Origin of the sequence: Nocardia sp. XZ_19_369, assembly GCF_015355715.1 — a bacterium.
Classification (GTDB): Bacteria; Actinomycetota; Actinomycetes; order Mycobacteriales; family Mycobacteriaceae; genus Nocardia.
Map to the genome: position 1 here is coordinate 370,364 of NZ_JACVED010000007.1, position 13,087 is coordinate 383,450.

Here is a 13,087-nt window from a genome sequence, read left to right on the forward strand (position 1 = left end):
ACCGTGGATGGTTATGGGCGGGGTAGTCGAAGCGGGCGAAGACACCGGGTCAGCTGAGCGCGACCCGGGCAGTCCCGGCTGGATTCGCCGGCTGTGGGGCGAGAGCCGGACGCATCGCGGCACGCTGGCCGGCCTCGGCGCGGCCGTGCTGGCCGGTGCCGGGGTGGAGATCGCCGGGCCGCTGCTGACCAAGCGCGCCATCGACGCCGCGGGGACCGGCCAGACCGCCGTGATCGGAGTCGTCGCCGGGCTGCTGGTGCTGCTTGCGGTGGGCCGGTTCGCGGCCGGATTCGGCCGGCGGTTGCTCGCGGGGAAGCTGTCGTTGGACGTGCAGCATTCGCTGCGGGTGGACCTGCTCGGGTCGCTGCAACGGCTGGACGGGGTCGGCCAGGACGCGATCCGGACCGGTCAGGTGGTGTCGCGGTCGATCACCGATCTGCAACTGGTGCAGGGACTGCTGGCGATGGTGCCGCTGGCGAGCATGGCGGTGGTGCAGTTCGTGCTCGCCGCGGTGGTGATGCTGTGGCTGTCGCCGCCGCTCGCGGTACTCGCGCTGCTGATCGTGCCCGCGATCGCGCTGGTGGTCTACCGGCTGCGGCCGCGGCTCTACGCGGCCACCTGGTCCGCGCAGCAGCGCGCCGCCGACGTCGCCCAGCATGTCGAGGAAACCGTCACCGGGGTCCGGGTGGTGAAGGGGTTCGGGCAGGAGGCCCGGATGGTGGACGTGCTCGAAAAGCACAGTCGCACCCTGTATGCCGAGCGGATGCGCGCGGCGGCGGTGAACTCGCGCTTCGCGCCGACGGTGACCGCCATTCCGCAACTCGGCATGGTCGGCGTCATCGTGGTCGGCGGGCTGCTCGCGTTGCACGGGACGATCGGGATCGGCACCTTCGTCGCCTTCGCCGCGTACGTCGCGACGATGAGCGGTACCGCGCGGATCATGTCGGGGGCGTTGGTCCTCGCGCAGCTCACCCGCGCCGCCGCCGAACGCGTGTACCAGGTGATCGACACCGCTCCGGTGATCACCGATCCACCCGAGCCCGCACCGCTGCCCGCGGGCCCGCTCGGCATCGAGATCGACTCGCTGACTTTCGGATTCGACCCGGAACAGCCGGTGCTGCGCGAACTCGACCTGACCGTGCGGCCCGGCGAGACGGTGGCGATCATCGGGCCCGCGGGCTCGGGAAAGACCACGCTCTCACTGCTGCTCCCCCGCTTCTACGCACCCGACGCGGGCCACATCCATCTGTTCGGCGCCGAGCCGGAGCACAGTGTCGACCTCGCGGACCTGAGCGCGGCCGACCTGCGCAGCGCCATCGGCGTGGTGTTCGACGACCCGTTCCTGTTCTCCGACACCATCGCCGCCAATATCGCGATCGGCCGCCCGGAGGCCACCGATGCCGAGATCCGGGCGGCCGCGCAGGCCGCGGCCGCCGACGACTTCATCGGCGAACTCCCCGACGGCTACGACACGGTGGTCGGTGAACGCGGCCTGACCCTGTCCGGCGGGCAACGCCAACGCATCGCGCTGGCCAGAGCCTTGCTGGCGCGGCCGCGCATTCTCGTGCTGGACGACGCGACCTCCGCGGTGGACGCCATCACCGAGGCCGCGATCTTCGGCACGCTGCCCGATCAGGCCGGGCGCACCACGCTGATCCTGGCGCACCGCGAATCGACCCTCGCCCACGCCGATCGGGTCATCCGGCTGCCCGCACCGGTGAGTGCGCAGCTGACCGCACACAAAGCACCCGTGGCGATTCCGGCTACCGCCGCCAACGGCAGCGCGGGACACACCTTCGCCGCGGCGGCCGCGGACCTCACGGAAACGCCAGAGTTGCGGCAGGAAATCGCGCGCCTGCCACCCGCCGACGAGCAGCCGAAGCTGGACGACCAACGGCTGCGGCAGCCCGATCCGGGCTTCCGGCTGACCAGGCTGTTGCGACCGGTTCGCGCACTGGTGATCGCCGCGGTCGCCCTGCTGCTGCTCGACGCACTGGTCGGTGTCGCCTTCCCCCCGATCGTGCGATTCGCGATCGACACGGGCGTCGGTGGCGGTGATTCCGGGGCTCTCTGGCTGGCCGCCGGGCTGGGCATCGCCTTGGTCGCCGGGGGCTGGCTGGTCGGCGCGGCCAACACGCTGATCACCGCGCGGACCGGCGAACGAGTGCTCTACGGGCTGCGCATCCGCAGCTACGCGCACCTGCAACGGCTCGGCCTCGACTACTACGAGCGCGAACTGTCCGGCCGGATCATGACGCGGATGACGACCGACCTCGATTCGCTGTCCACCTTCCTGCAGACCGGGCTGGCCACCTCGTTGATCGGCGGGCTGACCTTCGTCGGAATCGCGGTGGCGCTGTTGGTGATCGACGTATCGCTGGCCTTGGTCGTGATCGCCACGCTGCCGCCGCTGTTCGTGGCGACGGTGCTGTTCCGGCGCTTCGCGTCCACGGCGTACACCGTCTCGCGGGAGAACGTGTCCACCGTGAACGCCGACTTCCAGGAGAACGTCGCCGGCTTGCGCGCGGTCCAGGCCAATCGGCACGAGCCGGTCGCGGCCCGCCGCTTCGCCGAGTACTCCGACCGATACCGGCACAGCCGGATGCGCGCGCAGACCTCGATCGCGTTGTACTTCCCGTTCATCGCCGCCTGGTCGGGGGTCTCGCTGGCCGCGGTGATCTTCGTCGGCGCCCGCGAGGTCGCGGCGGGTACCACGACGGCAGGCACCCTGGTCGCCTTCGTGCTGTATCTGGAACTGCTGTTCGCGCCGGTGCTCGCGCTGTCGCAGGTGTTCGACGGCTATCAGCAGGCGCGCGTCGGGCTGCGCCGGATCGGCGAGTTGCTGCGCACGGCCTCGGCGATCGCAAGCGATCGAGCCGACGCGGTCCCGATCGAGCACGGGCTGCGCGGCGAGGTCGTCCTCGACGACGTGCGCTTCCACTACCCCGGGGTGGCGAAGCTCGCTCTGGCCGACGTCTCGCTGCGGATTCCCGCGGGCAGCACCCTCGCGCTGGTCGGCCCGACCGGTGCGGGCAAGTCGACCATCGTCAAGCTGCTCGCCCGGCTGTACGACCTGCCGCCCGACTCGGACGGCACCGGCGCGATCCTGGTCGACGACACCGACATCCGTGACTACCGTCTCACCGACTACCGCGCCCGGCTCGGCATCGTGCCGCAGGAAGCGCACCTGTTCAGCGGTGACGTCGCGAGCAACATCGCCTTCGGCAAGCCGGGCGCGACCGACGCCGAGATCGCCGAAGCCGCGGCGGCGGTCGGCGCGACGGCCATGATCGCGGCCCTGCCGCTGGGCATGCGCCAACCGGTCGGCGAGCGCGGGCGCGGCCTGTCGGCGGGTCAGCGGCAGCTCGTCGCGCTGGCCCGCGCCGAACTTGTGCGCCCCGACTTACTACTGCTCGACGAGGCGACGGCTACCCTCGATCCGGACGCCGAGGCAGCGGTGCTCGCCGCGAGTCGATCATTGACCCGCGGGCGAACCACCGTCCTCGTCGCACACCGGCTCGGTACGGCGGCGCGAGCCGATCGCATCGCCGTCGTCGAACACGGCCGGATCGCCGAAATCGGCACTCACGTCGAGTTGCTCGCCACAGGTGGCGGGTATGCGCGACTGTGGGCAGCGGCACGTGAAACCGGGGGAATATTCTCGGTTACGGACAAGTCGTCTTCTATGAGGTGAGGTTTGTCGGGTGGTCAGTCGCTCCGTCGGTTTGCTGCTGGGCCTATCCTCAGATAGGGCGCATCGGCGCGCATCCGCGGATGCAGGCCCTTTCGAGCGACCTGCAAGCAGTCGCTACGGTGAGCCGGGCACGTCACAAACGTCGCAGCGCGAAGAACGAAATGAGGCGAACACCTGCTGTGAGCAGCTCAACTTCCCAGTTCGGACAGAACCAGTGGCTAGTCGATGAGATGTATCAGAAGTTCAAGCAAGATCCATCTTCGGTCGATGAAAGTTGGCACGAGTTCCTCGCCGATTACACGCCCGAAGCCACGGGTGATTCCGGTAACAGCTCGGCCGCCCCGGCCGCGGCCGCTCCCGCGCAGGCGCCGACCCCGGCTCCGGCACCCGCGCCGGTGAACTCGGCCCCCAAGGCGAACTCGGCGCCCAAGGCCGCCGCGCCCGCACCGGCCAAGCCCGCGGCCCCCGCGCCCGCCCCGGCGAAGACCACCGCGCGCACGCCGCAGACCACGCCCGCGCCGACCTCCAACGCGGCGCCGACCTCCGGCGCCCCGAAGACGGACGCCCCGGCCGACGAGGCCAAGGTGCTGCGTGGCGCTGCCGCCGCGGTCGCCAAGAACATGGCCTTGTCGCTGTCGATTCCGACCGCGACCAGCGTGCGCGCCATCCCGGCGAAACTGATGATCGACAACCGGCTGGTCATCAACAACCACTTGGCCCGCACCCGCGGTGGCAAGATCTCGTTCACCCACCTGCTGGGCTACGCGATCGTGCAGGGCATCAAGGCCTTCCCGAACATGAACCGGCACTTCGCCGAGATCGACGGGAAGCCCAACGCCATCACCCCGGCGCACACCAACCTCGGTCTCGCCATCGACCTGCCCGGCAAGGACGGCAGCCGATCGCTGGTCGTCGCGGCCATCAAGGGCACCGAGTCGATGACCTTCGGCCAGTTCCACACCGCCTACGAGGACATCGTCCGCCGCGCGCGCGACGGCAAGCTGACCGCCGACGACTTCAGCGGCGTCACCATCTCGCTCACCAACCCCGGCACCATCGGCACCGTGCACTCGGTGCCCCGCCTCATGCCGGGCCAGGGCGCCATCATCGGCGCGGGCGCGATGGAGTACCCGGCCGAGTTCCAGGGCATGAGCGACGAGCGCATCGCCGACATCGGCGTGGGCAAGCTGATGACGCTCACCTCCACCTACGACCACCGCATCATCCAGGGTGCGGAGTCCGGTGACTTCCTGCGCACCATCCACCAGCTGCTGATCTCCGACGAGTTCTACGACGAGATCTTCCACGGCCTCGGCGTGCCGTACGAGCCGGTGCGCTGGCGCAAGGACATTCGCGAACGCGGCGTCGACAAGAGCACCCGCGTGCTCGAGATGATCGCCGCCTACCGCAACCGCGGCCACCTGATGGCGGACACCGATCCGCTGCGGCTGGTCAAGGACAAGTTCCGCAGCCACCCCGACCTCGACGTCACCCAGCACGGCCTGACACTGTGGGACCTGGACCGCACGTTCAATGTCGGCGGCTTCCACGGCCAAGAGCAGATGAAGCTGCGCGAGGTCCTCTCGGTCCTGCGCGACGCCTACTGTCGGCACGTCGGTGTGGAGTACACCCACATCCTGGAGACCGAGCAGCTGCAGTGGATCCAGGAGCGGGTCGAGCAGAAGCACGTCAAACCGACTGTCGCGCAGCAGAAGTACATCCTGAACCGGCTGAACGCGGCGGAGGCCTTCGAGACCTTCCTGCAGACCAAGTACGTCGGCCAGAAGCGCTTCTCGCTGGAGGGCGCCGAGGCCGTCATCCCGATGATGGACGCGACCATCGACCAGTGCGCCGAGCACGGTCTCGACGAGGTCATCATCGGCATGCCGCACCGCGGTCGCCTCAACGTGCTCGCCAACATCGTCGGCAAGCCGTACTCGAAGATCTTCACCGAGTTCGAGGGCAACATGAACCCGGCAGGCGCGCACGGCTCCGGCGATGTGAAGTACCACCTCGGCGCGCACGGCACCTACCTGCAGATGTTCGGCGACAACGAGATCGAGGTCTCGCTCACCGCCAACCCGTCGCACCTCGAGGCGGTCGACCCGGTGCTCGAGGGTCTGGTCCGCGCCAAGCAGGACCTGCTGGACAAGGGCGACGGCCCGGACGGTTACTCCGTCATGCCGCTCATGCTGCACGGTGACGCCGCGTTCGCGGGTCAGGGTGTGGTCGCCGAGACGCTGAACCTGTCCGGGCTGCGCGGCTACCGCGTCGGCGGCACCATCCACATCGTGGTGAACAACCAGATCGGCTTCACCACCGCGCCGGAGAACAGCCGCTCCACCGAATACTCCACCGACATCGCGAAGTTCATCGGCGCGCCGATCTTCCACGTCAACGGTGACGACCCGGAGGCCTGCGACTGGGTGGCTCGCCTGGCAGTCGACTTCCGGCAGAAGTTCCGCAAGGACGTCGTCATCGACATGGTCTGCTACCGGCGCCGTGGCCACAACGAGGGCGACGACCCGTCGATGACCCAGCCGTCGATGTACGACGTCATCGACACCAAGCGCTCGGTGCGTAAGGCCTACACCGAGAGCCTGATCGGCCGTGGCGACATCTCGCTGAAAGAGGCCGAGGACGCGCTGCGCGACTACCAGGGTCAGCTGGAGCGGGTGTTCAACGAGGTCCGCGAGCTGGAGAAGTACACGCCGGAACCGAGCGAGTCGGTCGAGGACGATCAGAAGGTCCCGACCACCGTGCAGACGGCCGTGGACAAGGCTGTGCTGCAACGCATCGGCGATGCGTTCCTGCACGTGCCCGACGGCTTCAACGTGCACCCGCGCGTCAAGCCGGTGCTGGAGAAGCGCCGCGAGATGGCCTACGAGGGCAAGGTCGACTGGGCCTTCGCCGAGCTGATGGCCTTCGGCACGCTGATCGACGAGGGTCGCGCGGTGCGGCTGACCGGTCAGGACTCGCGCCGCGGCACGTTCACCCAGCGGCACTCGGTGATCATCGACCGCAAGACGGCCGAGGAGTACACCCCGCTGCACAACATCGGCAGCACCAACCCCGGTTGGTTCGCGGTGCACGACTCGGCGCTGAGCGAATACGCCGCCGTCGGTTTCGAATACGGCTACTCGCTCGGCAACCCGAACGCACTCGTGTTGTGGGAGGCGCAGTTCGGTGACTTCGTCAACGGCGCGCAGTCCATCATCGACGAGTTCATCTCCTCCGGTGAGGCCAAGTGGGGTCAGCTCTCCGACGTCGTGCTGCTGCTGCCGCACGGCCACGAGGGTCAGGGTCCCGACCACACCTCCGGTCGGATCGAGCGGTTCCTGCAGTTGTGCGCCGAGGGCTCGATGACGGTCGCCGTGCCGTCCACCCCGGCGAACTACTTCCACCTGCTGCGCCGGCACGCGCTGGACGGCATCCGCCGCCCGATGATCGTCTTCACCCCGAAGTCGATGCTGCGCAACAAGGCCGTCGTGTCGGATCTGAAGGACTTCACCGAGAGCAAGTTCCGCTCGGTGTTCGACGAGCCCGCCTACGAGCAGGGCATCGGCGACCGCAGCAAGGTGAAGCGGATCCTGATGACCAGCGGCAAGCTCTACTACGAGCTGGCCGCCGAAAAGGCGAAGCAGAAGCGCGAAGACGTCGCGATCGTGCGGATCGAGCAGCTCTACCCGCTGCCCACCTACCGCCTGAACGAGTCGCTCGACCGCTACACCAACGCGACCGACATCGTGTGGGTGCAGGAGGAACCGGCCAACCAGGGCGCCTGGCCCTTCTTCGGCCTCAACCTCCCCGAGGTCCTCCCCGACCGCCTCGGCAAACTGCGCCGCATCTCCCGCCGCGCCATGTCGGCCCCCTCCTCGGGTTCCAGCAAGGTGCACGCGGTAGAGCAGGCCGAGATCGTCGCCGAAGCCTTCGAGCCGACCAACTAACAGTTCACCGTTGACCCCGGACGCCGGGTCGAATCCGCTCCTTACCGAGCGAATCCGACCCGGCGTCCGGCGTTTTCCGTGGTCGACAGTGCACAGCGCCGTCAGTAAACTTCGCCACCATGAGCGACGGGGGTACGCCGACAACATCCGGCCAGCAGGTTTCGGTCGTTCCCGAGCAGGTGCGTGACGTCGGGAAATACGTCTACGGGTTGGCCGAGACTTTGCGATCGGCGTTGGATTCCGCCGCCAAAGACGTGGACGCACTGACCAACGGGAGCTGGACCGGCGACTCGGCCACCGAGTTCGCCAACGGCTGGACCGACGTGCGGGACGGGGGCGTGGCGATCATGTCGGCCTTGACCGGCATGGCGGAGAAACTCGGCGTCACCGCCGACACGTACCAGGCCCGCGACGCGAACAACGCCGCCGCGCTCAACACGTCCACCCTGGACCTGCCATGAGCTCAGAATTCTCGGTCGACCTCGAACATCTCGACCAGATCGTCGCCCGGCTCGCCGGACTGGCCGGATTCGTCGCCGAGCACCTCGACGAAATCGACGACCGTGTCGCGGCACTGCACGGCACCGGATGGGAAAGTGTTGCCGCCGACGCCTATTCCGACGCCCACCGGCAATGGGCCACCGGCGCACGCGAATTCGTCGACGGGGTGCGCGAGATGAGTGATGCGGCGAAGAAAGCGCACGGGCGCTATACCCGAGCGATCGAACTCAACAGCAAGATGCTGCAAGGGGGCTGAGCCGTGCGCATCGACTGGCAGACCTACTACGACGCCGCCAAGAAATGCCACGATCTCGCCGCCGAACTGCGCCAGGCCGACAAACCGGTGCACGACGCCGTCAAAGGCGAGTGCGCAGGCATGGCCGGCGACGCACCAGGCTGCAAAGAATGGGGCGAGAAGTACGACCGCACCGCACGCGACACCATGCAGTCGTGCACGAACCTCGCTGATGCCCTCACCAACTTCGGATACGTGCTGTACGCGACCGGCTACAACTACGGCATCAGCAACAAGAGCAATCCGCCACCCCCTCGCCCCGATGTCCGCGAGATACCGCAATACCAGGTCACCATCCCGACCTCCGTGCGCGACAACGGAATCGGCATCGAACACCACGGTGGAATCCAGGAACTCTTCGATCTCCTGATCGCGCAGATCCTGGAGAAGTTCGGAAAGCTACCCAACGGCGACATCAAGAAACTCGAAAAGGCGTCGTCCACGTGGACAACCTTCGCCAACCACGAGACCGTCACCGGCGCCGCAGCCCGAATCACCACGATCATCGGACTTTTCGACAACATCGAAGACAAGACAAACCTCCCCCCACTACTCGGCCACCTCGAAACTCTGCGCAACGGCGCAACCCAGGTCGCAGCCGCAACCCAAAACCTCGCCGCTCCGGTCGCCGACTACCACGCAGGCACCGTCCAAGTCCGCGGAAACATCGAATCCTCGATCACCCAAGCCGAATGGGCCATCGGCCTCACCGTAGTCGCCGCCGCAGCCGCCGCCTTCTTCACCTTCGGCGGCAGCGCCGCAGCAGGAGCCGGCGGCGTCGGCGTCATAGTCACCAACACCATCAACACGATCCGCACCGTCTACCAGGGCAGCAACCTCCTGAAAGCAGTAGGCCTGGCCACCGCCGCCGCCGGAGCCGTCGGCGTAATCAAATCCTTCGACAAGGTCCCCGACCTAGGCACCACCCTCACCTCCCTAGCCACCATCATCGCCATGCGCGTGCTCATCGATGATGACGGCGCCACTGGCCCGGCGAATTCAGGAAACACACCGGGAAGTAGCGAATACCAAAGGCGCGTGGACGAACTGGCGAAAGACCCCGCCAAGAACGGTGCATCCAGCCCGCAGTCCAGGAGAGAAGCCGAGGTCGGACTGCAGGCCGAGCATGACGGTGCGATCCCCGGGCCGATAACCAGAGCGCAACCCGGCCCGAACGGCGAAGATCAGGGCGAGTTCATAGATTCCAAGAACGAACGGTGGGACGTGAAAAGCTCGCCGGACTCCCATCCGAGTTACCGGCCGGAAGCAGGCAAACCGATCCCTAACCCGCAGACGGACGAGGCATTCACTAGAATGGTCGACAAGGATATCGCTACCGGCGAGAAGGTCCTTCTCGATCCTGACGGTATGTCACCTGCCCGTCGAGCGCGTCTCGAGCAGTTGGTGGCAAACAATCCGAATTGGCAAGGAAAGGTAGTTTGGGGTCGATGACCAGAGTGTACGGACGGTCGAGCGAGAGCGTGGTCGCGTGGCCTGACGACGCGAAAACGCGCGAGACTCTCCAGCGATATCTGGATAGACTTTCAGCGGATTCGTCGGAATCGTTGATGGACGGTTCTTTGCTGGCGGCCGACGGTTTGAACTTCGCCGGTGCCGATCTTTCCGGTCTGCAACTACAAGAGGCTGCGCTCAACGAAGCCGATCTGAGCAATGTTCGCATGGTAGAAGTGGACCTGTATCAGGCGTGGCTGCTGTCCGCCAATATCAGCCACGCCGACCTGACACGCTCCGACCTCCGGAAGATCGAAGGCCGAGGCTGCAAAGCAGCGCACGCAATCCTTCACGCAGCACAGATACAGGGCGCAGTGTTCGAGGACGCCGATTTCCGACAGGCTGATTTCCATGAGGCAAACCTTCATGACACCAGCTTCGCCGGCTCCGACCTGCGTGATACAGATCTGCGCCGTTGCCAATTCGGTTGGACCGATCTCTCGAACTGCCGGCTCGGCGGCAGCAACGTGGAAGGTGCCAGAGGAATGATCCTGGGGCCGGTCGATGTCGGCGACCAGTCGACATCCATCCTCAGCGGCGCCGAATTGAAAGCCTGGTTCGACGCTCATGGTGCACCGGACGTCGAAATCCACGCCTCTCCGCAGGGCTGACCGGCGAACGAACCACCGTGTCGAGCCCATCCCAGCCAGCGAACGCAGCGCAGACTTCGAAGCCATCTACCGGATGCTTCTTGTTCGCACGAAGAAGGAACGAATGATCCGGGAGATTACGGAATACGAGGACCGGTGGTTGTTGCGACCGCTGCGAGACAGCTGTGTCCTCGATATCGAATGGGGTTCGGATAGCTTTGAGCTGTTGCTGAATTCTCCGTTGCGGATCGTTGCAGGCTATGGGGCCGAGTTATCGCCGCGCTCGTTGGCTCTAGACGATCCCGATCGACACGTGATCACTCACTGGTCGACGACGGTGGTGGAGCGCAATCTTTCTGCCTCGATAGTTTCTGCGGTACTTTTCAAATCCGGCAGAGTTCGGTTGGGTTTCCGGAGCGGATGGAACATGTTTGTGTCCTATCGACAGCCGGACGTTGCCTTTGCAGTATTCTCCGGCGAGACACTGATATCGGACCGATCCGGAATGCTGGATCAGACAGAATATCCTGTTGCACAGGTCGATCGTTGGACTGGCAGGCGTATTACGGCGCCGCCGTGGCCACCGAGGCCCAACGACCTCGCGATAAATTACGATTCCGACGATATCAACGACTGAAGCAACCACTCCGAAACGCGACACAGTCTCGTGTTGACGACTTGACGTACAGAACTAGCTCTTGACGAAGGCTGCAGCATGCGTCAAGAGGATGATTCGTGCGTTGAGTCATAGCGGGTCGGGTTGGCTACTCGTTGAAGAGCAGGGTGGCGGCGGCGTTGAGGGTTAGCCAGATTCCTATGCCGCCTACGGCCCAGCCTATGGCTGTGGCGCTGTGCTTTGTTAGCCAGTTGTTGATTTTTTGGAGGAGGGGGTCTATTCGGTGGTGGGCTATTAGGCGGGCGGCGGCTAGGGCTAGGGCGGGGAGGGTCATCAGGATGCAGTAAGTGGCGAGGGTCAGGCCGGTCAGCGACCAAGGGAGGTCGGCGTTGGCTATCAGGGCGATGGCTGCGAGGTAGGGGAGCATGGTTGCTACCTCTAGGGCGGCCGCTGCTAGGGCGAGGTTCATCAAGCTGCGGGGGCTGCCGGTGCCGGACATGGCTTTTGTGCGCCAGCGGTGGATTTTGCCGGGTTGGCCTGCTCGGCGTTTGGCTCTGGCTTCGAGCCAGTAGCTGAGGGCGATGACGAGGAGGCCGAGGATGAGTTGGGCGATGCGCAGGGGGAACTCGGGGATGTCGAGGGAGCCGGTGCGGATGGCGGTCAGGGCGGTATCGGCACCGAGGACGAGCAGTACGCCGACGGCGAAGTAGAAGATCGCCACGGTGGCGAGGTACACGGCGATGCGTCCTGGGCGGAGGCGGCCGGGGGTCAGTAGCAGCCAGATGGGGATGAGCAGGGTGCCGAAGCTGGTGCTGTCGACGAGGGCGAGGCCGATCAGCGCTGCGACGAGCGGGAGGGTCATCGGTGTTCCGTTCCGGTAGACAACACGGTTCTGATGCTGTCGTGTCCGGTCGGTATGCCGCGTCCGACAAAGGGAGGACCGCCGATCAGGCTTGCGGCGTAGTCCTCACCGGCGGACCTCCCGAAAGAGCGTGCAACACATCGCTTGCACACACTGGGATCGCCCGCGCGCAGCAGGATGCTTCGGCACGGCACTAACAAGGCCGAACCCCGCGAGAAGAGTTGCTGAGCTGAGAACCGCAGGCAGATCGGCCGCGACGCCTGGACCTGAGCTGAAGCGCATCCAGCTCCGCCGCGGCGAAAGGATCAGAGGGCCCCGTACAACCCGCCGGCATCGATGGGAATCGCAGCTCCGCTGATGTAGGACGCTCGCTCCGACAGTAGAAACTCCACTACCCCGGCAACTTCCTCTGGTGTGCCGATCCGGGCGGCGGGGTTCTTGGCGCGTAGGTGGGTGAGGAGTTGGTCGTGGAGACCGCCGAGCATGTCGGTGTCGATCACCCCGGGGCAGACGGCGTTGAGGCGGATGTTGTCTCGGGCGTATTCGGCGGCTAACGCGCGGGTCAGGCCTACTACGGCGTGTTTGCTGGCGGTGTAGGAGACGGAGAGGCTGTCGGCGGCGCGTAGGCCGGCTACCGAGGAGCAGTTGACGATGGCGCCGGTGGCGTTGGCGGACATTATGCGTAGTTCGCGGCGGAGGCAGCGCCAGAGACCTTTGACGTTGACGTCGAAGACGGTGTCGAATTGGGCTTCGGTGGAGTCGTGGAAGCGGGCGCCGCGCAGGATGGTGTCGGTGCCGATCACGCCTGCGGCGTTGAAGGCGCCGGTGAAGTCGCCGGCGTACTTCTCGACGGCGTCGAAGAAGGCGTCGACCTCGGCGGGGCGGGTGACGTCGGCGGCGATGAATTCGACGTTGTCGCCGAGCTTTTCGGACAGCGCGTGACCGGCGGCGCGGTCCCGGCCGCAGAATACGACGTGGTTGCGTGGGTCGGCGGCGAGTAGTTCGACGGTCGCGGCGCCGATCCCCCTGGTCCCACCGACCACCACTTGAACCGAACGATTTCCCATGGT

Annotated in this window: 9 protein-coding genes; 7 read left to right on the forward strand and 2 right to left on the reverse strand. The window is 66.2% G+C overall.

Annotated features, from left to right (window positions below; all coding sequences use genetic code 11):
- Positions 1 to 13: 13 nt before the first annotated feature.
- From IBX18_RS26910 to IBX18_RS26940, 7 genes are all read left to right on the forward strand, one after another.
- Positions 14 to 3,694 carry an ABC transporter ATP-binding protein gene (locus IBX18_RS26910; RefSeq protein ID WP_194836288.1) on the forward strand — a complete coding sequence of 1,227 codons (3,681 nt, stop codon included), beginning with the start codon at positions 14 to 16 and terminating at the stop codon, positions 3,692 to 3,694.
- 161 nt (positions 3,695 to 3,855) lie between these two features.
- Positions 3,856 to 7,641 carry a multifunctional oxoglutarate decarboxylase/oxoglutarate dehydrogenase thiamine pyrophosphate-binding subunit/dihydrolipoyllysine-residue succinyltransferase subunit gene (locus IBX18_RS26915; protein WP_194836289.1) on the forward strand — a complete coding sequence of 1,262 codons (3,786 nt, stop codon included), beginning with the start codon at positions 3,856 to 3,858 and terminating at the stop codon, positions 7,639 to 7,641.
- Positions 7,642 to 7,760: 119 nt separating this feature from the next.
- The gene (locus tag IBX18_RS26920; RefSeq protein WP_194836290.1) at positions 7,761 to 8,102 is read left to right on the forward strand and encodes a WXG100 family type VII secretion target; all 342 of its coding nucleotides are present in this window, start codon (positions 7,761 to 7,763) and stop codon (positions 8,100 to 8,102) included.
- Entirely contained in the window at positions 8,099 to 8,398 is a 300-nt protein-coding gene (locus IBX18_RS26925) for a WXG100 family type VII secretion target (RefSeq protein ID WP_194836291.1), read from the forward strand. The genes IBX18_RS26920 and IBX18_RS26925 overlap by 4 nt, the downstream gene beginning before the upstream one ends.
- Before the next feature lie 3 nt (positions 8,399 to 8,401).
- Entirely contained in the window at positions 8,402 to 9,889 is a 1,488-nt protein-coding gene (locus IBX18_RS26930) for a hypothetical protein (RefSeq protein WP_194836292.1), read from the forward strand.
- Positions 9,886 to 10,560 (forward strand): pentapeptide repeat-containing protein, encoded by a 675-nt coding sequence (locus IBX18_RS26935; protein WP_194836293.1) that lies wholly within the window; start codon positions 9,886 to 9,888, stop codon positions 10,558 to 10,560. The genes IBX18_RS26930 and IBX18_RS26935 overlap by 4 nt, the downstream gene beginning before the upstream one ends.
- A gap of 103 nt (positions 10,561 to 10,663) precedes the next feature.
- The gene (locus tag IBX18_RS26940) at positions 10,664 to 11,176 is read left to right on the forward strand and encodes a hypothetical protein (protein ID WP_194836294.1); all 513 of its coding nucleotides are present in this window, start codon (positions 10,664 to 10,666) and stop codon (positions 11,174 to 11,176) included.
- A gap of 127 nt (positions 11,177 to 11,303) precedes the next feature.
- Here IBX18_RS26940 and IBX18_RS26945 read toward each other — a convergent pair whose 3' ends face one another.
- Both IBX18_RS26945 and IBX18_RS26950 read right to left on the reverse strand, forming a co-directional pair.
- A complete protein-coding gene (locus tag IBX18_RS26945) occupies positions 11,304 to 12,017 on the reverse strand; it encodes a GAP family protein (protein WP_194836295.1) in 714 nt (237 codons plus the stop codon).
- A 305-nt stretch (positions 12,018 to 12,322) separates the two neighbouring features.
- A complete protein-coding gene (locus tag IBX18_RS26950) occupies positions 12,323 to 13,084 on the reverse strand; it encodes an SDR family NAD(P)-dependent oxidoreductase (RefSeq protein WP_194836296.1) in 762 nt (253 codons plus the stop codon).
- Positions 13,085 to 13,087 lie beyond the last annotated feature (3 nt).